At 73.2% G+C, this 21,086-nt stretch carries 22 protein-coding genes; 12 read left to right on the top strand and 10 right to left on the bottom strand.

What is annotated here, in order from left to right; genetic code table 11:
* Window positions 1–68 precede the first annotated feature (68 nt).
* Both OHS82_RS37535 and OHS82_RS37540 read left to right on the top strand, forming a co-directional pair.
* Window positions 69–857: an electron transfer flavoprotein subunit beta/FixA family protein gene (locus tag OHS82_RS37535; protein WP_057582548.1), complete on the top strand. Its 789-nt coding sequence runs from the start codon at window positions 69–71 to the stop codon at window positions 855–857.
* 53 nt (window positions 858–910) lie between these two features.
* Complete coding sequence (locus tag OHS82_RS37540; RefSeq protein ID WP_057582547.1) at window positions 911–1,873, top strand: electron transfer flavoprotein subunit alpha/FixB family protein; 963 nt, start codon at window positions 911–913, stop codon at window positions 1,871–1,873.
* 61 nt (window positions 1,874–1,934) lie between these two features.
* Here OHS82_RS37540 and OHS82_RS37545 read toward each other — a convergent pair whose 3' ends face one another.
* Window positions 1,935–2,858 (bottom strand): endonuclease/exonuclease/phosphatase family protein, encoded by a 924-nt coding sequence (locus OHS82_RS37545; RefSeq protein ID WP_057582546.1) that lies wholly within the window; start codon window positions 2,856–2,858, stop codon window positions 1,935–1,937.
* A 200-nt stretch (window positions 2,859–3,058) separates the two neighbouring features.
* Here OHS82_RS37545 and OHS82_RS37550 point away from each other — a divergent pair, with 200 nt between their 5' ends.
* On the top strand, window positions 3,059–4,363 hold the full coding sequence (locus OHS82_RS37550) for a DUF6986 family protein (RefSeq protein WP_057582545.1): 1,305 nt from the start codon (window positions 3,059–3,061) through the stop codon (window positions 4,361–4,363).
* Window positions 4,364–4,451: 88 nt separating this feature from the next.
* Here OHS82_RS37550 and OHS82_RS37555 read toward each other — a convergent pair whose 3' ends face one another.
* The 3 genes from OHS82_RS37555 to OHS82_RS37565 all read right to left on the bottom strand — a co-directional run bounded on the left by OHS82_RS37555 (window position 4,452) and on the right by OHS82_RS37565 (window position 6,709).
* Window positions 4,452–4,841, bottom strand: coding sequence for a VOC family protein (locus OHS82_RS37555; RefSeq protein ID WP_057582544.1), 390 nt, complete (start codon window positions 4,839–4,841; stop codon window positions 4,452–4,454).
* A gap of 85 nt (window positions 4,842–4,926) precedes the next feature.
* Window positions 4,927–5,664, bottom strand: coding sequence for a hypothetical protein (locus OHS82_RS37560; protein WP_057582543.1), 738 nt, complete (start codon window positions 5,662–5,664; stop codon window positions 4,927–4,929).
* Between the two features lie 7 nt (window positions 5,665–5,671).
* A complete protein-coding gene (locus tag OHS82_RS37565) occupies window positions 5,672–6,709 on the bottom strand; it encodes a LacI family DNA-binding transcriptional regulator (RefSeq protein WP_057582674.1) in 1,038 nt (345 codons plus the stop codon).
* Between the two features lie 232 nt (window positions 6,710–6,941).
* On the opposite strand from OHS82_RS37565, the gene OHS82_RS37570 reads away from it, so the two are divergent.
* Window positions 6,942–7,904 carry an ROK family protein gene (locus tag OHS82_RS37570; RefSeq protein ID WP_328435460.1) on the top strand — a complete coding sequence of 321 codons (963 nt, stop codon included), beginning with the start codon at window positions 6,942–6,944 and terminating at the stop codon, window positions 7,902–7,904.
* A gap of 150 nt (window positions 7,905–8,054) precedes the next feature.
* On the opposite strand, the gene OHS82_RS37575 is transcribed toward OHS82_RS37570, so the two are convergent.
* Window positions 8,055–8,990 (bottom strand): ADP-ribosylglycohydrolase family protein, encoded by a 936-nt coding sequence (locus tag OHS82_RS37575; RefSeq protein ID WP_328435461.1) that lies wholly within the window; start codon window positions 8,988–8,990, stop codon window positions 8,055–8,057.
* A gap of 118 nt (window positions 8,991–9,108) precedes the next feature.
* On the opposite strand from OHS82_RS37575, the gene OHS82_RS37580 reads away from it, so the two are divergent.
* Both OHS82_RS37580 and OHS82_RS37585 read left to right on the top strand, forming a co-directional pair.
* The gene (locus tag OHS82_RS37580; protein WP_057582540.1) at window positions 9,109–9,303 is read left to right on the top strand and encodes a hypothetical protein; all 195 of its coding nucleotides are present in this window, start codon (window positions 9,109–9,111) and stop codon (window positions 9,301–9,303) included.
* 143 nt (window positions 9,304–9,446) lie between these two features.
* Window positions 9,447–10,490 carry an NUDIX hydrolase gene (locus tag OHS82_RS37585; RefSeq protein ID WP_057582539.1) on the top strand — a complete coding sequence of 348 codons (1,044 nt, stop codon included), beginning with the start codon at window positions 9,447–9,449 and terminating at the stop codon, window positions 10,488–10,490.
* A 304-nt stretch (window positions 10,491–10,794) separates the two neighbouring features.
* On the opposite strand, the gene OHS82_RS37590 is transcribed toward OHS82_RS37585, so the two are convergent.
* Window positions 10,795–12,150, bottom strand: coding sequence for a dipeptidase (locus tag OHS82_RS37590; RefSeq protein ID WP_057582538.1), 1,356 nt, complete (start codon window positions 12,148–12,150; stop codon window positions 10,795–10,797).
* 203 nt (window positions 12,151–12,353) lie between these two features.
* Between OHS82_RS37590 and OHS82_RS37595 the strand changes: the two genes are divergently transcribed.
* Window positions 12,354–13,631: a geranylgeranyl reductase family protein gene (locus OHS82_RS37595; protein ID WP_057582537.1), complete on the top strand. Its 1,278-nt coding sequence runs from the start codon at window positions 12,354–12,356 to the stop codon at window positions 13,629–13,631.
* Window positions 13,632–13,641: 10 nt separating this feature from the next.
* On the opposite strand, the gene OHS82_RS37600 is transcribed toward OHS82_RS37595, so the two are convergent.
* Complete coding sequence (locus OHS82_RS37600; RefSeq protein ID WP_057582536.1) at window positions 13,642–14,097, bottom strand: nitroreductase family deazaflavin-dependent oxidoreductase; 456 nt, start codon at window positions 14,095–14,097, stop codon at window positions 13,642–13,644.
* A gap of 153 nt (window positions 14,098–14,250) precedes the next feature.
* Here OHS82_RS37600 and OHS82_RS37605 point away from each other — a divergent pair, with 153 nt between their 5' ends.
* The 3 genes from OHS82_RS37605 (at window position 14,251) to OHS82_RS37615 (ending at window position 17,196) form a co-directional block, all read left to right on the top strand.
* The gene (locus tag OHS82_RS37605; protein ID WP_057582535.1) at window positions 14,251–14,943 is read left to right on the top strand and encodes a TetR/AcrR family transcriptional regulator; all 693 of its coding nucleotides are present in this window, start codon (window positions 14,251–14,253) and stop codon (window positions 14,941–14,943) included.
* A 307-nt stretch (window positions 14,944–15,250) separates the two neighbouring features.
* Window positions 15,251–16,534, top strand: a complete 1,284-nt coding sequence (locus OHS82_RS37610; protein WP_107105330.1) for a sensor histidine kinase — start codon at window positions 15,251–15,253, stop codon at window positions 16,532–16,534.
* Window positions 16,531–17,196 (top strand): response regulator, encoded by a 666-nt coding sequence (locus tag OHS82_RS37615; protein WP_057582534.1) that lies wholly within the window; start codon window positions 16,531–16,533, stop codon window positions 17,194–17,196. The genes OHS82_RS37610 and OHS82_RS37615 overlap by 4 nt, the downstream gene beginning before the upstream one ends.
* On the opposite strand, the gene OHS82_RS37620 is transcribed toward OHS82_RS37615, so the two are convergent.
* A complete protein-coding gene (locus OHS82_RS37620; protein WP_057582533.1) occupies window positions 17,157–17,441 on the bottom strand; it encodes a DUF6332 family protein in 285 nt (94 codons plus the stop codon). The two genes, OHS82_RS37615 and OHS82_RS37620, sit on opposite strands and share 40 nt — an antisense overlap.
* Window positions 17,442–17,526: 85 nt before the next feature.
* Window positions 17,527–19,029, bottom strand: a complete 1,503-nt coding sequence (locus OHS82_RS37625) for an MFS transporter (protein WP_057582532.1) — start codon at window positions 19,027–19,029, stop codon at window positions 17,527–17,529.
* An 86-nt stretch (window positions 19,030–19,115) separates the two neighbouring features.
* Here OHS82_RS37625 and OHS82_RS37630 point away from each other — a divergent pair, with 86 nt between their 5' ends.
* On the top strand, window positions 19,116–19,520 hold the full coding sequence (locus OHS82_RS37630) for a MarR family winged helix-turn-helix transcriptional regulator (protein ID WP_079041529.1): 405 nt from the start codon (window positions 19,116–19,118) through the stop codon (window positions 19,518–19,520).
* A gap of 56 nt (window positions 19,521–19,576) precedes the next feature.
* On the opposite strand, the gene OHS82_RS37635 is transcribed toward OHS82_RS37630, so the two are convergent.
* Window positions 19,577–20,323 carry a maleylpyruvate isomerase family mycothiol-dependent enzyme gene (locus OHS82_RS37635; RefSeq protein WP_328435462.1) on the bottom strand — a complete coding sequence of 249 codons (747 nt, stop codon included), beginning with the start codon at window positions 20,321–20,323 and terminating at the stop codon, window positions 19,577–19,579.
* A gap of 115 nt (window positions 20,324–20,438) precedes the next feature.
* Here OHS82_RS37635 and OHS82_RS37640 point away from each other — a divergent pair, with 115 nt between their 5' ends.
* A complete protein-coding gene (locus tag OHS82_RS37640; RefSeq protein WP_328435463.1) occupies window positions 20,439–21,071 on the top strand; it encodes a hypothetical protein in 633 nt (210 codons plus the stop codon).
* The last annotated feature ends 15 nt before the right edge of the window (window positions 21,072–21,086 follow it).

Raw genomic sequence — 21,086 nt, forward strand, 5'->3', positions numbered from 1 at the left:
GCCGCTTGTGACGCCTATGCTGCCTGGAAGAAGGCAGCCGTAACTGACGATGCAGTAGGAGAGCCGGCGTGAGCTTGAGGATCGTTGTCACTGTGAAGTACGTGCCCGACGCCACTGGCGACCGGCACTTCGCCGATGACCTGACCGTCGACCGGGACGACGTGGACGGTCTGCTCTCCGAGCTCGACGAGTACGCGGTCGAGCAGGCGCTGCAGATCTCCGAGAACTCCGACGACGACGTGGAGATCACCGTCCTGACGGTGGGTCCGGAGGACGCCAAGGACGCGCTGCGCAAGGCGCTGTCGATGGGCGCCGACAAGGCGATCCACGTCGAGGACGACGACCTGCACGGCACCGACGTCATCGGCACCTCCCTGGTGCTGGCCAAGGCGATCGAGAAGGCCGGCTACGACCTGGTCATCTCCGGTCTGGCCTCCACCGACGGCACCATGGGCGTCGTCCCGGCCCTGCTGGCCGAGCGCCTGGGCGTCCCGCAGGTCACCCTGCTCTCCGAGGTCTCGGTGGAGGACGGCACGGTCAAGGGCCGCCGCGACGGCGACGCCGCCTCCGAGCAGCTCGAGGCGTCCCTGCCGGCCGTCGTGTCGGTCACCGACCAGTCGGGTGAAGCGCGTTACCCGTCCTTCAAGGGCATCATGGCGGCGAAGAAGAAGCCGGTTCAGTCCTGGGACCTGTCGGACCTGGACCTGGAGGCCGGGGAAGTCGGTCTCGAGGGCGCGTGGACCGCGGTCGACTCCGCGACCCAGCGCCCCGCCCGCACCGCGGGCACGATCGTCAAGGACGAGGGCGAGGGCGGCAAGCAGCTCGCCGAGTTCCTCGCGGGCCAGAAGTTCATCTAAAGGCCCCTCGCCGCGACCGCCCCTCAACTTCGTTTCGCAGGAGAGCAAATCCCATGGCTGAAGTCCTCGTCTACGTCGACCACGTGGACGGCGCCGTCCGCAAGCCCACCCTGGAGCTGCTGACGCTGGCCCGCCGCATCGGCGAGCCCGTCGCCGTCGCGCTGGGCGCAGGTGCCGAGAGCACCGCCGCCGCGCTGGCCGAGCACGGCGCCACCCGGGTCCTCACCCACGACGCCGCCGAGTACGCCGACTACCTCGTCGTGCCGAAGGTGGACGCGCTGCAGGCCGCCGTCGCCGCCGTCTCCCCGGCCGCCGTCCTCGTCCCGTCCTCCGCCGAGGGCAAGGAGATCGCCGCCCGTCTGGCGCTGCGCATCGGCTCCGGCATCATCACCGACGCCGTCGACCTCGAGGCCGGCGACGAGGGCCCGGTGGCCACCCAGTCGGTGTTCGCCGCGTCCTTCTCGACCAAGTCCCGCGTCTCCAAGGGCACCCCGGTCATCACCGTGAAGCCGAACTCGGCCGCGGTCGAGGCCGCTCCCGCCGCGGGCGCGGTCGAGGCCCTCGCCGTCACCTTCTCGGCGCAGGCCACCGGCACCAAGGTCACCGGCCGCACCCCGCGCGAGTCGACCGGTCGCCCGGAGCTGACCGAGGCCGCGATCGTCGTCTCCGGCGGCCGCGGCGTCAACGGCGCGGAGAACTTCGGACTCATCGAGGCCCTCGCCGACTCGCTCGGCGCGGCCGTCGGCGCCTCCCGCGCCGCGGTGGACGCCGGCTGGTACCCGCACACCAACCAGGTCGGCCAGACCGGCAAGTCGGTCTCGCCGCAGCTCTACATCGCCAACGGCATCTCCGGCGCGATCCAGCACCGCGCCGGCATGCAGACCTCGAAGACCATCGTCGCCGTCAACAAGGACGCCGAGGCCCCGATCTTCGACCTCGTCGACTACGGCGTCGTCGGCGACCTGTTCGACGTCGTCCCGCAGCTCACCGAAGAGGTCAAGACCCGCAAGGGCTGATCACCTCGCGGTCCCAGGACCGCACCGGGCCCCCGTGACCTCCCGGTCGCGGGGGCTTCGCTCATCCCAGGGTCAGCGAGGCCTGCACCGGCAGATGGTCGCTCGGGTACTGACCGTTCTCGCTGAAGGTGTCGGTCCACTCCCGTTGGACCCGCACGCCGGGCGTCGCGAGGATCCAGTCGATGCGGCCTCCGTTCGGGGTCAGCGCCTTGTACCCGTGGTACGTGGCGTACGCGTCGCCCCGCGTGCGTGCCGTGTCCCAGGTGTCGACCAGCCCGGCGGCGAGCAGCCTGTCGTACACCGGGTTCTCGTGCGCGACGGTGTTGAAGTCGCCGGTCAGCAGCAACGGCAGCGCGGGGTCGAACCGGGAGATCCGCGCGGCGATGAGCGCGGCGGACCGTTCGCGCGCGTACTGGCTCGCGTTGTCGAGATGGGTGTTGAGCACACAGAACTGCCGCCCCGCGGCCAGCAGATCGCGGAAGCGGACCCAGGTGACCATGCGGGGATGGCCACCGCCCCAGGTGTTGGAGCCCCGCACCCGCGGGGTGTCGGAGAGCCAGAAGTGCTCGTACCCGGCAGGGGCGAGCCGGCGCGTGTCGTAGAAGACGGCCACCGCCTCGTCGGCGCCCACGCCCCTGCTGGTCCCGATCCAGGCGTAGTGCGGTCCGAGGTCGGCCCCGATGTCCAGCAACTGCTGCGGGCGGCCCTCCTGGGTGCCGATGACGTGCGGGGCCGCCCGGTGCAGCAGTGTCCGCATCACGGGGCGGCGGACGGCCCAGCTGTGCGGCTTCTCGGCGGAGGCGAAGCGGAGGTTGAACGTCATGACCTCGAGGGGCGGGAAGGGCACGGGCCTCAGCAGCTCGCGCGAGCGGCTCTCCTGCCGGGCGGCGGACGCCCCCGCCGTGCCGATCAGGGGGACGGCGGCCAGGGCCGCCACCACGGTCCTCAGCCCCGCCCGCCGGGTCGGCCTGCCGCTCCTCGTCATGCGTCCCCCTCGTCTCCGGTCCCGCGCGCTCCCCGTGAGACAGGATGAAGGGGTGAACTGTTGTGCGGAAGAGGGCGTGGGTGCGGCGAGAGGTGCGCGGGACCACGCCGTGGACAGGGTGTTGACCCGCCGCGAGACGCCCCGATAGCTTCGTTCTACGGATTGTTGATTCCGTACAGCGGAAAACTGGAGGATGTGGAATGGGTCAGGGCCAGCAGGAGACGGTGGCGACGAGCCTCGCGGGCGCCGTCAGCGAGAAGATCAGCGCTTCCCTGGCCCCGGTCGACGCCGAACTGGACCGCTGTTATCCCGGCGACCCCGGCACCCGACAGCCCGTCCACACCGTCTATGTGCCCGGCGACGTCTTCGACGGCGACACGATCCGATCCTGGGGCGACCAGGCCCTCGCGGCCCTCGACGCGCACGCCCCCGACGCGGCCTCCTTCGCCGCCTGTCTCGGCCTGTCCGACGACCTCGCGGAGCCCGTGTACGCACGCGTGCGGGCCAAGCTGGAACGCGAGCCCGTCGAAGACCTGAGGGTCGACTTCGAGGACGGCTACGGACCCCGCCCGGACGCGGAGGAGGACGAGGCGGCCGCAAGGGCGGCCCGGCTGATCGCACGGGCGTACGCCGAAGGCGCCGCGGCCCCCTACATGGGCATCCGCATGAAGTGCATGGAGGCCGCCGTGCGCGACCGGGGCATCCGCACCCTCGACGTCTTCCTCACCGGCCTGACGGACGCCGGCCCACTGCCGGGCGGCCTGGTCCTCACCCTGCCGAAGGTGACGTACCCGGAGCAGGTCACCGCCATGGTCCGGCTTCTGGAGGCCTTCGAGGAGGCGCGCGGCCTGACCCCCGGGCGGCTCGGCTTCGAGATCCAGATCGAGACCAGCCAGTCCATCCTCGCCGCCGACGGCACCGCCGCGGTCGCCCGCATGATCCAGGCGGCCGAGGGCCGGGCCACCGGCCTGCACTACGGCACCTTCGACTACAGCGCCTGCCTCGGCGTCTCCGCCGCCCACCAGGCGAGCGACCACCCCGCCGCCGACCACGCCAAGGCGGTCATGCAGGTCGCCGCCGCGGGCACCGGCGTCCGCGTCTCGGACGGCTCCACGAACGTCCTGCCGGTCGGCCCGACGGCACAGGTCCACGACGCCTGGCGGCTGCACTACGGCCTCACCCGCCGCGCTCTGGCCCGCGCCTACTACCAGGGCTGGGACATGCACCCGGGCCACCTGCCCACCCGGTACGCGGCCGTCTTCGCCTTCTACCGCGAGGGCTTCGTCCAGGCGGCCGAGCGGCTGTCCCGGTACGCCGGCCGGGCCGGCGGGGACGTGATGGACGAGCCGGCGACCGCCAAGGCCCTCAGCGGCTATCTGCTGCGCGGTCTGGACTGCGGCGCGCTCGATCCGGCGGAGGTGAGCGAGGCGACCGGGCTGACCCGGCCGGCGCTGGAGGGATTCGCGGCGCCCCGGCGGGGCGACCTGACGGCCTCCGCGCAGTAGGGCGTCGGCCGCCGCGCGCACCGTCGCGCCGACGGGGGCCGGCCGGGCGGGGACGTGCCCCGTCCGTCGGCCCCCGCCTCAAACGCGGCTACTGCGCGGGAAAGGTGTACGGGGTCGTGATGATCTCCATCCCGTGCCCCGCGGGATCCCTGAAGTACACGCCCCGGCCGCCGTGGTGACGGTTGATCTCACCGGGCTGCCTGCCGTGCGGATCGGCGAAATACGCGATTCCCGCCCGCTCGATCCGGTCGAAGGCGGCGTCGAACTCCTCGTCGGAGACGAGGAACGCGTAGTGCTGCATGACGATCGACTCCGCCGGGATCGCGGCGAAGTCCAGGGTGACCCCGTTGCTGGTGGCCACCGGGACGAACGGGCCCCACTCGGCCCCGACTTCCAGTCCCAGGATGTGGGCCAGGAACTCGGCGGACTCCCGGTTGTCACGGGAATGGACGATGGTGTGGTTCAACTCGACTGACATGTGTGAATGCCTCCGTAAGGCAGACTCACGGGCGCCTCCATGCCTCACCCGGCCGGTGACCGACACGCGACGCCGTTCGATCACCCTAACGGACGCGCAGATGTTCCAGGCCGGACGCGGTCACTCTCTTCTCCTGTGCGAACAGGCGAGTGCCCTGCTCGCAACGCTGTGCGTCGGCCCGGGCCCGGGCGCAGAACTCCTCGGGCGTGGTGCCGAACAACCGCCGCAACTCCGCTGAATCCGCCAGGAGTTCCGTGAGCAGGGCGCGCTGTCCTGGATGGCTGCGCGGAACGCCGGACCCGTCGTGCAGCACTCCATGGTGATTCACGTAGGCGAACGCGTCGAGGAGCGCCTCGCCGTCCTCCAGCTCGACCCGGAACCCGGGCGCCGGCAGCAGGACCCGGTCGTAGTTCGGCTCGGTCGCGTCGAGGACGTCGAGCTGCCCCGCGTCCAGCCAGATGACGAACAACTCCCGGGTGACGGCGGGGGCGTGGACGGGAGACGCGGACACGTATCCGGCCCGGCTGATGTGCGCGGACACCCCCACCTCCACGCCGGTGACCCGTGCCCTCGTCATCGGGACGGCCGCGGAGACGTCGAACGCGCCCAGCTTGTGCCGCAGTTGGGCGGGGCTGGCGTTGGAGCCGACGGCCACCACCGGGGTCCGGCCCGGATGCGTCAGCCGGTCCAGCGGCAGCCACTCGTCGCCGTCGAGCAGGCCGGACCCGGCCGGCCACACTCCCGGATAGCTCAGCGGACGGTCGCGCGGCGCCTCGGCCAGCCCCAGCGCCTCCAGGGTGCGGCGCGCGCCGCGGGCGTCCACGCTCGCCTCAGTCCGCCGGCGGCAGCTCGCCCGAGCCGCGCGCGACGAGCCGGGTGGGCAGTTCGATCCGCTCGGGCACGAGCAGGGTGCCGTCCAGTTGACGGAACAGGCGTTCCGCGGCGGTCCGGCCGAGCGTGGCCGCGTCCTGGGCGACCACGGTGACACCGGGCTGCAGCAGGTCGGCGAGCTCCAGGTCGTCGAAGGCCACCAGCGCGGTTCTGCGGGGCCGCTCGGCGAGCACCCGGATCACCGTGACCGTCACCCGGTTGTTGCCCGAGAAGATCGCCGTCACCGGCGCGGGCCCGGCCAGCATCTCCTCGGCCGCCCGCCGCACCCGCGCCGGATCGGTCGCCCCCAGGGACATCCAGGCGTCCTCGACCGGTATCCCGGCGTCCTCCATCGCGGCGCGGTAGCCGCGCAGACGCTCGGCGGCGGTGTGGATGCGCGGCATGTCGCCGATGAAGCCGATCCGGCGGTGCCCGTGCGCCAGCAGATGGGCCACGCCCTCCCGGGCTCCTCCGAAGTTGTCCGACAGGACGCAGTCGGCGTCGATCTGCCCGGCGGGCCGGTCGACGAACACCGTGGCCACCCCCGCCTTGATCTCGGGCTCCAGATAGCGGTGGTCGTCCCCGGCCGGGATCACCACCAGCCCGTCCACCCGTCGCGCACAGAGCGCGAGCGCCAGTTCCTGCTCGCGGTCCGGGTCCTCGGCGCTGGAGCCGTTGATGAGCAGCGCCCCGTGTGCCCGGGCCACCTCCTCCACCGCGCGGCTGAGCTGTCCGTAGAACGGGTCGGCCAGGTCCTCCAGGACCAGCCCGATACTGGCCGTGCGGCCCTTGCGCAGCACCCGCGCGCTGTCGTTGCGCCGGAAGCCGAGGGCGTCGATGGCCTCCTGGACACGCCGTTCCGTCTCGGGCGTGACCCCGGGCTCGCCGTTCACCACGCGCGACACGGTCTTGAGGCCGACCCCGGCCCGAGCCGCCACGTCCTTCATGGTGGGACGGTTGCCGTAACGATTCTCGGGCCGGCGCTGCGTTTCGGGCACGATGGTGTGTCCTGTCCTGTCGTCCACGGGGGCGGTCACGCACACCTTCCACAGAATGTTGCGCACGGGGGTGCGTGGCCCCTGGGTTTGTATGAGGATGTGGCGTCGAGCATAGAGCCTGGACAACGTTGTCAGCTGCGGGGGACACTGTCCGTCGCAATCTCCGGCCCGCGTCCCCCACACCGCTGGACCGGCAGCTCTTTTCCATGGTGGACGGGGAGAACCCAGACTGATGCAGACCGACCTCGTGGCCGCGCTGGACATCGGCGGCACCAAGATCGCCGGAGCGCTGGTGGACGGCGACGGAACGATCCTGGCCCGCTCCCAGCGACCCACGCCGGCACAGGAGGACGGCGACGCCGTGATGCGGGCCGTCGAGCAGGTGCTGGGTGAGCTGACCGCGTCCCCCCGTTGGGAGCGCGTCCACGCGGTGGGCATCGGCAGCGCCGGCCCGGTGGACGCCTCCGCGGGCACGGTCAGTCCGGTGAACGTGCCGGGCTGGCGGGACTACCCGCTGGTCGAGCGGGTCCGGACGGCGACCGGAGGGCTGCCGGTCGAGCTGATCGGCGACGGTGTCGCGATCACGGCGGCGGAGCACTGGCAGGGCGCCGCGCGCGGCCATGACAACGCGCTGTGCATGGTGGTCTCCACCGGCGTCGGCGGCGGCCTGGTCCTCGGCGGCCGGCTGCACCCGGGGCCCACCGGCAACGCGGGGCACATCGGCCACATCAGCGTCGAACTCGACGGCGACGCGTGCCCGTGCGGAGGGCGCGGCTGCGTGGAACGCATCGCCAGCGGCCCCAACATCGCCCGACGGGCGCTGGAGAACGGCTGGCTGCCCGGCCCCGACGGCGACGTCTCCGCGGCCTCGGTTGCCGCCGCCGCCCGCGCGGGCGACCCGGTCGCCGTGGCGTCCTTCGAACGGGCCGCCCAGGCCCTCGCCGCCGGCATCGCGGCCACCGCGACCCTGGTCGAGATCGACATCGCGGTGATCGGCGGCGGCGTCGGCAAGGCGGGGGAAGTGCTCTTCGCCCCGTTGCGCCGGGCCCTGCGTGACTACGCGACCCTCTCCTTCGTCCGCCGCCTGACGGTGACGCCCGCGCAGATGGGCACCGACGCGGGACTGGTGGGAGCGGCGGCGGCCGCCCTGGCGGCGACCGGAGCGGGGGCCGGCACCACGGCGGCGGCGGTCTGACGGGACGAAGAAGGAACGTTCCGGCGCACGGCCCTGCGCCTGCCGTGGTGCTGGTGCTGGTGGTGTGGGGTACGTGCCGTCGGGGTGTGGGGTCCGTGTCGTCCTCCGTCGGGGCGACGTCGGTCCCCGCCGCGGGGGGGGGGGCAGGCCTCAGCCCACGCCCACCTCTGCCGCGACGAGCGGGTCCCAGCCGCTCCGGGCGGGGATGTCCTCGCGCGCCGCGCGCCAGGCGGCCGGAACGCCCGCGGTGCCGATGCGGGCCGCGACGACTCCTCCCACGATCGCGCAGGTGGTGTCGCGGTCACCCCATCCGCCCACCGTCTCCCACAGGGCCTCGGGCAGGTCGTCCAGGTGGCCCGCGGCGCACCAGAGGGCGAACGGCACGGTGTCCGGAGCGGAGATCAGCCGCCCCGAGCCCAGCACGGACGCCGCGTGGCGCACCGAGGTGTGCCCGGGCAGGCCGGCGGCCACCAGCAGCCCGGAGCGGACGTCGCAGTCCGTCAGATGGCCGGCCACCTCCCGAAGGAACGCGGCGCGCGGCGGAACGTCCTGACCCTCGAGGCCGGCGGCCAGCGCGGCGGCGACCGCCACGGCCACCGCGCCCGCCACCGCCTCCGGATGGGCGTGGGTCGCGAGCGCGGACAGCCGGGCCTGCTCGCGGGCCGTGCCCGGGTCGTCCCGGAACCAGGCGCCGAGGGGGGCCACCCGCATGGCGGCGCCGTTGCCGTGCGAACCCTGTCCGCCGAACTGGCCGGTGGTCACCGCGCGCCAGTCCTCGCCCTCGGCGACGCGCCGCAGCACGCCGTGCATGGACGGGCCGTACTTGCGGCCCGGGTCACGGCCGTACTCGGCGGCGAACTCGCTCGCCAGGTCGCCCGGCCGGACCTCTCCGTTGGCCGTCAGGTGGGCGAACAGCACGAAGGCCATCGCCGAGTCGTCCGTCCACAGCCAGGGTGCGGGACGCGGCTCGCGAGCCGCCCACAGCTCCTCCGCGGGCTCGTCGGAGCGGGTGAACCAGGCGTCGCCGAACGCGTCTCCCGTCACGAGCCCGTCCAGGCCGGCGTGGGCGTGGGGCGGACCACTCATGACACAACTCCTCGGTGAGGTCGGCGACCACGGCATTCTCACCGCCGGCGGGTGGGCCGCGCCAACGGATTGCCGGACCGTGCGTGACTCCGGGCCCGCGCCCGCAGTTGATCCGCGCATGAAGAAGCGCAGCATGCTCGCCATCGCCTCCCTCGCCACCGGCTTCGTCGTCGCGGCGATCAGCCCCTCGCACGGCCTGGCCGCCGACGACCTCGACGGACTGAACGTCAAAGACACGCTCAGCACGCTCGACCAGACCGTCTCCAGCGACAGCTTCGCCGTGGACGACAACGCCCTCGGCCAGGCCGACTGACGGACCGCCCCCGAGGCCACGACGCCGGCGTCCCACCGCGAGGGGCGCCGGCGTCGGCGCGTTCGCGCGCTCTCAACGCGAACTGGTTTCCGTGGCAGGGTGGAGCGGGCAAGCCACAGGGGGCCAACAGAAGAGGGGGAACCGTGACCGTCGTCTGGATCAACGGCGCGTTCGGTGCGGGAAAGACGACCACCGCACGGGAACTGATCGACCTGATCCCGAACAGCACGCTCTTCGACCCCGAGGTCGTCGGCGCGGCGCTCCCGCACCTGCTGCCGCCCAAGCGCCTCGCCGAGGTCGGCGACTTTCAGGACCTGCCGGTCTGGCGACGACTCGTGATCGACACGGCGGCCGCGCTCCTCGCCGACCTGGGCGGCACCCTCGTCGTCCCCATGACGTTGCTGCGGCAGGAGTACCGCGACGAGATCTTCGGCGGACTCGCGGCCCGCCGCATCGCCGTCCGGCACGTGCTCCTCGCTCCGGCGGAAACGATCCTGCGCGAGCGCATAGCCGGCCGGGAGATCCCGGTGGACCTCCCCGACGGCGAGATACGGGTCCGGCAGTGGTCGTACGACCACATCGAGCCCTACCGCGCCGCCCTCGCGTCCTGGCTCACCGCCGACGCCCACCTCGTGGACAACGGCGCTCTCACCCCGAACGAGACCGCCGTCCGGATCGCCGAGGCCGTCGGCAGCGGCGCGGCGTCCGCGTGCGACATCGTGCAGACCCCCGAGCCCACCGCCGAGACGTTGGCGGCAGGGGTGCTCCTCTTCGACGATCAGGACCGGGTGCTGCTCGTCGACCCGACCTACAAGCCCGGCTGGGAGTTTCCCGGCGGTGTGGTGGAACCCGGCGAGGCGCCCGCGCGCGCGGGCATCCGCGAGGTCGAGGAGGAGACCGGGATCCGCCTGGCGGACGTGCCCCGGCTGCTCGTCGTCGACTGGGAGCGGCCCGCACCGCCGCGCTACGGGGGCCTGCGTCTCCTCTTCGACGGCGGCCGACTCGACGCCGCCGCAGTCGAAGGGCTGTTGCTGCCCGGCCCCGAGCTGCGGGCCTGGCGCTTCGTGACGGAGGAGGAGGCGGCCGACCTGCTGCCGCCGGTCCGCTACGAGCGGCTGCGCTGGGCGCTGCGGGCCCGTGAGCGCGGGGCCGCGCTCTACCTCGAAGCCGGCGTTCCGCAGGGGTGAGCACGGCGGTCGGGCAACGACGCGCCGCACGGCCCCCAACAGGAACAACCACCCGCCCCCCCCGCCCGGCGTGACCACCCGACCCTCCCGCCCGATGTGGCCTCCCGGCCTCCCGCGCGACGTGCCCTCCCGGCCGAAGGGACCTGGCCTCCGCCCGAAACGGCCTTCCCGTCACGTGGGCTGCCCGAGGCGAACCTCCGCGAGAAACGGCCTTCCGGCCTCCGGTCGGGCACCGACCCGCACGCCTCCGCAGGCAGATCGCGGGCTTCCCACGCCCCCCGTGGGTTTGCGTACCCGGCGCGGCTCAGCCGGCCGCGTAGTGGCGCAGGAACAGGGCCTCCGCCACCGACAGCCGCTCCAGCTCCTGCGGGGACACGCTCTCGTCGACCGCGTGGATCTGCGCCTCGGGCTCACTCAGGCCGATGAGCAGGATCTCCGCCCGCGGATAGAGACCCGCGAGGGTGTTGCACAGCGGAATGGAGCCGCCCTGGCCCGCGTACTGCATCTCCTGGCCCGGGTAGGCGACGGCCATCGCCTCGGCCATCGCCGCGTACGCCGGGCTGGTGGTGTCGGCGCTGAACGCCTGGCCCTGGCCGATCTGTTCGGTGCTCACCCGCGCGCCCCACGGGGTGTGCGCCTCCAGGTGGGCCTGGAGCAGCTTCGTGGCCTCGGCGGCGTCCACGCCCGGCGGCACGCGCAGGCTGATCAGCGCGCGGGCGCTGGCCTGGACGGACGGGGTGGCCCCGACGACCGGCGGGCAGTCGATGCCGAGGACCGTCACGGCGGGACGGGCCCAGATGCGGTCGGCGACCGTGCCGGAACCGATCAGGCCGACGCCGTCCAGCACCTTGGCGTCCTGGCGGAACTGCGCCTCGTCGTACTGCAGGCCCTCCCACCGAGAGTCGTCGGTGAGGCCGTCGACCGTCGTCGAGCCGTCCTCGGCGCGCAGCGAGTCCAGGACGCGGATCAGCGCGCCCAGCGCGTCGGGGGCCGCGCCGCCGAACTGACCGGAGTGCAGATTGCCCTCGAGGGTGTCGACCCGCACCCGCAGCATGGTCATGCCGCGCAGGGTGGAGGTGACCGTCGGCAGGCCGACGCGGAAGTTGCCCGCGTCGCCGATGACGATCGCGTCGGCCGTCAGCAGGTCGGGGTGCTCCTCCGCGTACCGCTCCAGGCCGCCGGTGCCCTGCTCCTCGGAGCCCTCGACGATCACCTTGACGGTGACCGGCACGCCGCCGTTCGCCTTCAGAGCGCGCAGCGCGAGCAGGTGCATGATCACGCCGCCCTTGCAGTCGGCGCTGCCGCGGCCGTACCAGCGGCCGTCGCGTTCGGTCAGCTCGAAGGGCGGGCTGGTCCAGGCGGCCTCGTCCAGCGGCGGCTGCACGTCGTAGTGGGCGTACAGAAGGACGGTCCTGGCGCCGGCCGGGCCGGGCAGGCAGCCGTAGACCGACTGGGTGCCGTCGGGAGTGTCGAGGACGGCCACGTCCTCGAAGCCCTCGGCCCGCAGGGCCGCCGAGATCCAGTCCACGGCGGCCTCGCTCTCGCTCCTCGGGAACTGGTCGAAGTCCGCCACCGACGCGAAGGCCACCAGTTCGGTGAGCTCCGCCCGCGCCCTGGGCATCAGCGAGGCGACGGTTTCGGCGACCGGATTCGACGACATGGGCACGCTCCTTGTGGGTGCGACGTTGTACAGGGTGGCACTGGTCCGTCCGAGGGACCGTGCGAGCGTACGCGCCTGCCGGGTGGGGGCGCGCACGCCGCCGATCCTGCCACAGCGGACCGTCATCGGACCGTGACGATCTCCGCCGTAGGATGCGGGGAGACAGGTGCGGCAAGCGGCTTGATCGGGAGCAGTAGACCATCGTGAGCAGCCAGAACTCTTCGGCGGACGACGAGAACTCTTCGGCGGACGACGCCCGGCAGGTGTGGGACGTCGTGGTCGTGGGCGCGGGACCCGCGGGGGCCTCGGCCGCCTACGCGGCCGCGGTCACGGGACGGCGCGTGCTGTTGCTGGAGAAGGCGGAACTGCCCCGCTACAAGACGTGCGGCGGCGGCATCATCGGCCCCTCCCGGGACGCGCTGCCGCCCGGGTTCGAGTTGCCCTTCCGCGACCGCGTGCACGCGGTGACGTTCTCGAACAACGGGCGCTTCACCCGGACGCGCCGCTCCCGGCAGATGCTGTTCGGGCTGATCAACCGGCCCGAGTTCGACCAGCAGCTGGTCGAGCACGCCCAGAAGGCGGGCGCCGAGCTGCGCACCGGCGTGACCGTGCAGCGCGTGGAGCAGCACGGCTCGGCGGTGCCGGACCGGCGCTCCGTCGCCGTCGTCCTGCAGGGCGGCGAGACGCTGCTGGCGCGCGCGGTGGTCGGGGCGGACGGCAGTGCGAGCCGGATAGGAGCACACGTCGGGGTCAAGCTCGACCAGGTCGACCTCGGCCTGGAGGCGGAGATCCCGGTGCCGGACACGGTCGCCGAGGACTGGAAGGGCCGGGTCCTCATCGACTGGGGCCCGATGCCGGGCAGCTACGGCTGGGTGTTCCCCAAGGGGGACACGCTGACCGTCGGCGTGATCTCGGCGCGCGGCGAAGGCGCGGCCACCAAGCGGTATCTGGAGGACTTCGTGGGGCGGCTCGGCCTCGCCGGGTTCGAGCCGAGCATCTCCTCCGGTCATCTGACCCGCTGCCGGGCGGACGACTCGCCGCTTTCGCGCGGACGGGTGCTGGTCTGCGGGGACGCGGCGGGGCTGCTCGAACCGTGGACGCGTGAGGGCATCTCCTTCGCCCTGCGCTCCGGTCGGCTCGCGGGCGAGTGGGCGGTCCGGATCGCCGAGGCGCACGACGCGGTCGACGCCCGCCGCCAGGCGCTGAACTACGCCTTCGCGGTCAAGGCGGGTCTCGGCGTGGAGATGAGCGTCGGCAAGCGGATGCTCGCCGCGTTCGAGCGCCGTCCCGGGCTCTTCCACGCGGCGCTCACCGGTTTCCGTCCGGCCTGGCGGGCGTTCACCGACATCACGCGTGGCCGGACGACGCTCGGTGAACTCGTCCGGTCCCACCCGATGGCCCAGCGGGCTCTGACCGCGATGGACCGCCGGATCGCGGCCACCGCGGAGCCGGCGCCCGCTGCCGAGGAGAGCGGTTCCTGACGGTTCCCGTTCAGCGCCGGCCGGTGACGGTGATCCGGAACACCGGGTGGTCGGGAGCGATACGTCGCAGTTCGGCCTCGGAGGAGTCCGGACCCACCCCGTTGAAGAAGACGCCGACCTCGGCCTTCCAGCGCTTGAGGTAGGCGCGCAGCAGCGGTGACTTGTCGTCGTCGGCGACCTCGGCGGCCGTGAACTCCTCCACTGCTCTGCCGAGGTGGAGCTCGCCGCCGCCCGCCGCGCGCATGTTGTGCGTCCACTGGACGTGGCCGCGCGGGGCGACGAGGTATTGCTGTCCGTCCACGGTCAGCAGGTTCACCGGGGTGGTCCGCCAGGCGCCGCTCTTGCGGCCGCGGACCGCCAGCACCCTGGACCCCCACACGCTGAGACCGCGACGGGTCAGCCAGGCCACCGCACGGTTGAAGACGTTGACGGTGAACCAGCCGGGCTTCTGCACGTGGGTCGACATGGCTGCTGCCTCCTGAGGCGGAAAGTGTGAGCACTGCTCTCGCTCGAGAAGAGTGTGCCGGAGAGCGGTGCGCCGTGGCAAGAGCGGTGTTCTCTTTTTTGTGCGCCGCTCACGGCTGTGTGCACCGCTCCGGTTCCGTGGGACACTGCAGACATGAGCAGCAACACCGTTCGAGGCGCACGGGCCCGGGCCAGGATCGAAGTCACGGCCGCCATCAAGGAGGAGGCCCGCAGACAGCTGGCGTCCGAGGGCGCGGCCAAGCTCTCGCTTCGCGCTGTGGCCCGTGAACTCGGCATGGTCTCCTCGGCGCTCTACCGGTACTTCCCGAGCCGCGACGATCTGCTCACCGCGCTCATCATCGACGCCTACGACTCCCTGGGCGAGAGCGCGGAGGCCGCGCACACGGCCGTCGCGGGTGCCGAGCCCCTGGAGCGCTGGATCGCGGTCGGCGAAGCGGTGCGCGCCTGGGCGCTGGCGCATCCGCACGAGTACGCGCTGATCTACGGCTCGCCCGTGCCCGGCTACAGCGCCCCGCAGAGCACCGTCCCCGCTGCCGCCCGGGTCGGCCGCCTCCTCATCGGCATCGTGCGCGACGCGCGCCGCGAGGACCGGCTGGACGTACCGCTCCTGACGGACGACCTGGTCCCCGAGGCGGTCCGGATGGCGACGGACCTCGCGCCCGACCTCCCGCCGGGAGCGGTCACCGCCCTCGTCGCGTCCTGGGCCCAGCTGTACGGGCTGGTCGGGTTCGAGCTCTTCGGGCAGTTCCACCGCGTCGTGGAGGAACGCGAGCCGTTCTTCCGGTACGCGGTGGCCCGCCTGGCCCGCGAGGTGGGCCTGCGCTAGACCGATCCCGCCGACCCCGCCGACCGGTCAGTCTCCGGTGGCTCAGCTCTCACGGCTTCGACGGCTTCGATGCCCCGGCCCGGCCCGGCCCGGCCCGCCCGGCCCGGCCCGCCCGCCCCGCGGACGCCCGGGCGCTTCGGTGTCGGAACCGCCACGGTGTGCGTGCCGCCCGCCTCCCCCTCGTCTCCCGCCGCCGCCCCTCGCCTCCTGTCCGCAACCGTCGCCCAGCCGTACTTCCGGGGGAGTACGGCCGGTCACCTCGCCCGGCGGACGTCGGGCGAGCGCGGTCGCGTCTAGCGTGGCGGGCATGGACGCAGAGCAGGTGGGCGGGCGCGTCGGCCCGCAGCGACGGGGCGGGCGCTCGCGTGTGCTGTCACCGTGGCTGCGCCGCTGGAGGGAGCGGTGGGCCGGGCGACCGGGCGACACGGAGCCCGGCCCCGCCGGCCTGCCGTGGACTTCGACTGTGCTGATCACCGTGGTCGTGCTCGTGGGCTCGACCTTCGCGGCCCACGCGCAGGAAGGGGAGCGGGCCTCCCTCGACGTCTTCGCGCGTGTGCTGCTGGTGGTCGCCTCGGGGCTCCTGCTGTGGCGCCTGCGGCACCCCGTGGTCGTCGTGTTCGGCGCCTCGGCGGTCGCCGCGCTCTATCTCGGCGCGGGCTACCCCTACGGCCCGGTGTTCCTGACCGTGGCGGTGGCCTGCTTCGCCGCCGTCGTCCGCGGGCACCGCCGGGCTGCCTGGACGGCCCTGGGCCTGCTGTGGGCCGTCCATCTGCTGGTCGCGCACTGGTGGTACCGGTGGCTGCCGCCCGCCGGCGACGATCCGGCGCCGTTCGGGCAGGAGCTCGTCGTCGCCGGATGGGTCCTGGCCGTCGTGGCGCTCGCGGAGCTGGTCCGCAGCCGGCGTGAGCAGTGGGCCCGTGACCGGGCCGAACGCGCCCAGGCGGCCCGGCGGCGCGCCGGGGAGGAGCGGCTGCGCATCGCGCGCGAACTGCACGACGTCCTCGCGCACAGCCTCTCGGTGATCAACGTGCAGGCGGGCGTGGGCCTCGCGCTCCTGGACTCCGACCCCGAGCAGGCGCGCACCGCGCTCGGCGCCATCAAGTCCGCCAGCAAGGAGGCGCTGGGGGAGGTGCGCCAGGTGCTGGACACCCTCCGTGCGCCGGGGGACGCGCCGCGAGCCCCCGCACCCGGCCTGGACCGGCTGCCCGAACTGGTGGAACAGGCCGCGCGTGCCGGCCTCGCGGTCGACGTGAGCGGACGGCCGCCGCGGCTGTCGCCGCACACGGACCTCGCCGCCTTCCGCATCGTCCAGGAGGCCCTGACCAACGTCGTACGCCACTCCGGCTCGCGTCACGCGCGCGTGCGGCTCGACGTGAGCGGCACGACGCTGCGGCTGTGGATCGACGACGACGGACCGGCGACCGGCGCCGACGCGGGCGGCAGCGGCAACGGTCTCGCCGGAATGCGGGAGCGGGCCGCGGCGCTGGGTGGCACGATCGAGGCGGGGCCACGGCCCGGGGGAGGTTTCCGGGTGCTGGCCGTGCTGCCCGCGACGTCCGGGGAGGACCAGGGAGCGAGGGAGGACCGGTGATCCGCGTACTGCTCGCCGACGACCAGGCGCTGGTCCGGGCGGGATTCCGGGCGCTGCTCGACGCGCAGCCCGACATCGAGGTCGCCGGGGAAGCCGCGGACGGGCAGGAGGCCGTGCGCGCCGTGCGGCAACTGCGGCCCGACGTCGTCCTGATGGACATCCGGATGCCCCTCCTGGACGGCCTGGCCGCCACCCGCCGGATCACCGACGACGAGACCCTCGCCCAGGTCAGGGTGGTCATGCTCACCACCTTCGAACTCGACGAGTACGTGTTCGAGGCGATCCGCTCCGGTGCCTCCGGCTTCCTGGTCAAGGACACCGAGCCGGACGAACTGCTGCGTGCCGTACGGGCGGTGGTCGCCGGCGACGCGCTGCTCTCGCCGGGAGTGACGCGCCGGCTCATCGCCGAGTTCGCCGCCCGCTCCAAGGCCCCCGCCTCGGACGACGCGCTGAGCCGGCTCACCGAGCGGGAGCGGGAGGTGATGGCGCTCGTGGGCATCGGTCTGTCCAACGAGGAGATCGCCCGCCGGCTGGTCGTCAGCCCGCTCACCGCCAAGACGCACGTCAGCCGCACGATGGTGAAGCTGGGCGTCCGTGACCGGGCCCAACTGGTCGTGCTCGCCTACGAGTCGGGGCTGGTCCGGCCGGGCTGGCTGGGCTGAGCGCCCGGCCGGAAGCGGACCAGCACGGAGAGCACGCGGGTCGCGAACAGCACCGGGGCGAGCACCAGGGCCGCCCGCACCAGCCAGGTCTCCGCCAGGCCGGGCAGGTCGAACAGCAGCGCCGGGCCCGCGACCGCGCCGAAGACCACCGCCGAGGCGAACGCTGCGCTGACGAGCGCGTACCCGATCTCGACGGTGATCGCATCCCGCTCGGCCTGTGTGCGCCGTCCCCCGTGACCGTCCATGGGAGTGAGTGTCACAGCCGGACGCCCGGCGGGGCAATCGGCCCCGCCGGGCGTCCGGTGCGGAGGGCGCTCCGGGCGCTCCGGGTCAGTCGCGGACCCCCACCGGCTCCGTCTCCGCCTCGAACTCAGCCTTTGCGGAGGGGGACTTGGCGACGACGACGGAGCTGCGGGCGTGCCGGGTGCGCAAGCCGGGGAGGGTGATGAGCAGACCCGCGGCGGCGACGATCGTCACCACGGCCAGTCCGGGCCGGTAGCTGTCGAGGACGGCCTGTGCGGTGGGGTCGGCGGGTGCGCCCGCGGTCACCACCGCCGTCACGACGGCGAGGAAGATCGCGCCGCCCACCTGCACCGAGGTGTTGAGCAGACCCGAGACCATGCCCTGCTCGTGGTCCGCCACGCCGTTGGTGGCCTGGATGTTGAGCGATGGGAAGACCAGCGCGCAGGCAGCGCCGATCAGCAGCATCGACGGCAGGATGACGGCGGCGTAGACCGGGTCCAGATCGACGCGGAGGAAGAGCGCGTACCCGGCGACCATGAGGGCGAAGCCCGCCGCGATCAGCCGTGGGGTGCCGAAGCGGTCCACGACGGAGCCCACCTTGGTCGAGGACACCGCCACCAGCGCGCCGGCCGGCAGGAAGGCGAGCGCCGTGTGCAGCGCCGACCAGCCGAGCAGCGTCTGCATGTACAGGGTGGCCAGGAACTGGAAGCCGACATAGGAGCCGAAGAAGGCCATCGCCCCGAGCTGGGCGCGGATCTGACTGCCCGAACGCAGCACGCCGAGCCGGATCAGCGGACCGGCGGAGCGCCGCTCGACGCGGACGAAGACGGTCAGCATGACGGCCACGGCCAGGAAGGACAGCAGTGTCCGGGCGGACGTCCAGCCGGCCTCGGGGGCCTGCACCACGGTGAAGACCAGCAGCAGCATCGACGCGGTGCCGAGGACCGCGCCCGGGACGTCGTAGCCGTTGTGGTTCTTCTCCCGTTCGCTGCGCGGCAGGAGCTTCAGGCCGACCGCCAGCGCGACCAGCGCGATCGGGGCGGGGAGCAGCATGGTCAGGCGCCAACTGGCCTCGGTGAGCAGGCCGGAGAGGACCAGACCCATCGAGAAGCCGGTCGCTGCGCAGGTGGTGTAGATGGAGAGCGCGCGGTTGCGCAGCGGGCCCTCCGGGAACGTCGTGGTGATGATCGACAGGCCCGCCGGGGCGGTGAAGGCGGCGCTGAGGCCCTTGACGAACCGGCTGGCGATCAGCAGCGGACCCGAGTCGACGAGACCGCCGAGGAGCGAGGCCAGCGCGAAGACGCCGAGCGCGACCAGGAACACCTGTCGGCGGCCCAGCAGGTCGGCCGCACGGCCGCCGAGGAGGAGCAGTCCGCCGTAGCCCAGGATGTAGCCGCTGACGATCCACTGCAGCGTGGAGGTGGAGAGTCCGAGGTCGGAGCCGATGGAAGGCAGGGCGACGCCGACCATGGACACGTCGAGCGCGTCCAGGAACATCGCGGCGCACAGCACCAGGAGCGTGCCCCAGAGCCGGGAGGTCCAGCGGCCCTCGGGGAGGGTGACCGCGGGGGAGGGGAGCGGAGAGGTCATGCCCAGGAGAGTACATGCGCATGCATCGAATGCAAATGCATTTAATTCAGGTGCAACAAATTCAGTGCTCTGCTACGGTGCGCCCCATGGCGGTGGAGAAGGGCGGGGCCGAGGCCGAGCAGGCGCTCGTGGAGCAGTGGCGCGACATGCTGGCCCTGCACGCACGCACCCAGTGCGAACTCGACCGGGCACTGCACCGGCACGGCCTGTGCGCCAGCGACTTCGAGGTGCTCGACGTCCTCGCCGAGTCGGCCGCGCAGGACGTCTCGTGCGGCTTCCGCGTCCAGGAGATCGCCGAACGCGTCCATCTCAGCCAGAGCGCGCTGTCGCGGCTCATCGCCCGTCTGGAGAAGGACGGTCTCGTCGAACGAGGCCTGTGCGCGGAGGACCGCAGAGGCGTCCGCGTGGCGCTCACCGGGAAGGGACGCGCGCTGCACGGCGACGTACGGCCTTTGCAGCGCGCGGTGTTGACCAGAATGCTGACGGACTGACGGACTGACGGACTGACGGACCGACGGCCGCGCGGTGGACGGACCGGGACCGCCGCTCAGCCCACCCCGGACGTCTCCCGCCACAGCGTCGCGAGCGCGGCGTCACCGGTCACGGCGGGCAGCGGCAGCCGGTTCCACAGCGACAGGTAGAGCAGGGCGGCGGGCCCGGACACCTCGCAGTCGGCGGGCCCGTCGGCGCCGCGCCGGGTCACCGGCGGTTCCGACGACAGGCGTACCGACCACACCGCGTCGGCCGTGTCCGTCGCCCGCACCCTCAGTGCCCGGGGCTCCTCGCTGCGCACCCTGCTCCTGTCGCGCGCGTGGAAACCGCGCAGCAACTCGTCGACGCCGTCCGCGGCGAACTCGGCGGTGAACTCCCGCCCCGTCTCCTCGAGGTCGCGGCCGCGGGCCGACTCGGCGTCCATGCGGTGCACGGCCGTCTCGTGCGCCTGCCGCCTGGCCCAGAACGCGAGCGGTGTCGGCCCGGGCAGGAAGTGCCAGCACCGCACATCCGGCGAAGCGGTGGACAGGGTGTCGACGAGCCGCCGGTGTCCGGCGCGGAACCAGTCCCGCAGCGCCTCGTCGTCCAGCTCCGGCGGCTCCTCGATGGGGCGGAACCCGGTGTGGCCCTCGGCGACGAACGACGTGGCCCAGCGGTGCACCGCGCCCGTGTGCCGCAACAGGTCCCGCACCTGCCAGCCCGGGCAGGTCACGACCTTGGCGTCGGGGCCCGCGTCCGCCGCGGCGTCGGCCAGGGCCCGGCCTTCGTGGTCGAGGATCTCTATGAATTCGGCAGTCTCCATGTGGGGAGTCTGCCGGACGGAGTGCGGAGCCGGGGAGGGGCGGCGCGTCCGGCCGGAGGCGGCCGGCCGTGTCACGCGTCGTCTTCGCGCGTGGCGGAGAGGGCACCATGGGGGGATGCGCATGAGCGGAGACCGGCTGCGGGCCCTGGCTGCGACGATGACGGTGACGGGCCTCGCGGTGGCCTGCGGCGGGACGGCGGGCACCGGGGCGACCGGCGCGGGAGCCACGGACGCGGAGACCGGGGCGGCCGCGACGCCGACGAGGCCCGTCATCGAGGCCTCGTCGACGCCGTCCCCGGACCCGCGCTTCGACGGGGAGATCCACCTGGCCGACGGCCGGCGCGTGGGCTTCTCGTACGCGGCCGGACGGGGACTGGTGGAGCGGCACCGGGAGGCGGCGACGGGCGCCTGGAGCCCGCCCCGCCTGGTGTACGCGACTGCGACGGACCGCTGTCACAGCCTCACGCTCAAGGCGTTCGGGGACACGGTCGCCGTCATCGCGGACTGGGGTGACTACTGCTACGACGGCGAACCGCCGACCGAGTCGATCGCCGCGGTCGGCACGGCCGGCCTCGGACACTGGGACACCAAGCTCACCAAGGACTTCGACGGCTGGACGAAGGTCGCCGCGCAGGGCGACGGTGACGCGCGCCGGCTGCGCTTCACCAGGAACTCCACCGAGACGCTGACCCGGCTGGACTGGAACGCGACGGGAGGCTTCGCACAGGTGGAGGAGATTCCGCGCTGATCCACGCACGGCCCC

Origin of the sequence: Streptomyces sp. NBC_00425, from assembly GCF_036030735.1 — a bacterium.
Taxonomy (GTDB): Bacteria; Actinomycetota; Actinomycetes; order Streptomycetales; family Streptomycetaceae; genus Streptomyces.

Bases quoted from the DNA above. Each gene is read 5' to 3' on its own strand.
- OHS82_RS37555 (WP_057582544.1), bottom strand. From the start codon at position 4,841: ATGTCAGTCGAGTTGAACCACACCATCGTCCATTCCCGTGACAACCGG.
- OHS82_RS37635 (WP_328435462.1), bottom strand. From the start codon at position 20,323: ATGGAGACTGCCGAATTCATAGAGATCCTCGACCACGAAGGCCGGGCC.
- OHS82_RS37550 (WP_057582545.1), top strand. From the start codon at position 3,059: ATGGGTCAGGGCCAGCAGGAGACGGTGGCGACGAGCCTCGCGGGCGCC.
- OHS82_RS37575 (WP_328435461.1), bottom strand. From the start codon at position 8,990: ATGAGTGGTCCGCCCCACGCCCACGCCGGCCTGGACGGGCTCGTGACG.
- OHS82_RS37640 (WP_328435463.1), top strand. From the start codon at position 20,439: ATGCGCATGAGCGGAGACCGGCTGCGGGCCCTGGCTGCGACGATGACG.
- OHS82_RS37540 (WP_057582547.1), top strand. From the start codon at position 911: ATGGCTGAAGTCCTCGTCTACGTCGACCACGTGGACGGCGCCGTCCGC.
- OHS82_RS37600 (WP_057582536.1), bottom strand. From the start codon at position 14,097: ATGTCGACCCACGTGCAGAAGCCCGGCTGGTTCACCGTCAACGTCTTC.
- OHS82_RS37620 (WP_057582533.1), bottom strand. From the start codon at position 17,441: ATGGACGGTCACGGGGGACGGCGCACACAGGCCGAGCGGGATGCGATC.
- OHS82_RS37580 (WP_057582540.1), top strand. From the start codon at position 9,109: ATGAAGAAGCGCAGCATGCTCGCCATCGCCTCCCTCGCCACCGGCTTC.
- OHS82_RS37570 (WP_328435460.1), top strand. From the start codon at position 6,942: ATGCAGACCGACCTCGTGGCCGCGCTGGACATCGGCGGCACCAAGATC.
- OHS82_RS37610 (WP_107105330.1), top strand. From the start codon at position 15,251: ATGGACGCAGAGCAGGTGGGCGGGCGCGTCGGCCCGCAGCGACGGGGC.
- OHS82_RS37630 (WP_079041529.1), top strand. From the start codon at position 19,116: ATGGCGGTGGAGAAGGGCGGGGCCGAGGCCGAGCAGGCGCTCGTGGAG.
- OHS82_RS37625 (WP_057582532.1), bottom strand. From the start codon at position 19,029: ATGACCTCTCCGCTCCCCTCCCCCGCGGTCACCCTCCCCGAGGGCCGC.
- OHS82_RS37590 (WP_057582538.1), bottom strand. From the start codon at position 12,150: ATGTCGTCGAATCCGGTCGCCGAAACCGTCGCCTCGCTGATGCCCAGG.
- OHS82_RS37545 (WP_057582546.1), bottom strand. From the start codon at position 2,858: ATGACGAGGAGCGGCAGGCCGACCCGGCGGGCGGGGCTGAGGACCGTG.
- OHS82_RS37605 (WP_057582535.1), top strand. From the start codon at position 14,251: ATGAGCAGCAACACCGTTCGAGGCGCACGGGCCCGGGCCAGGATCGAA.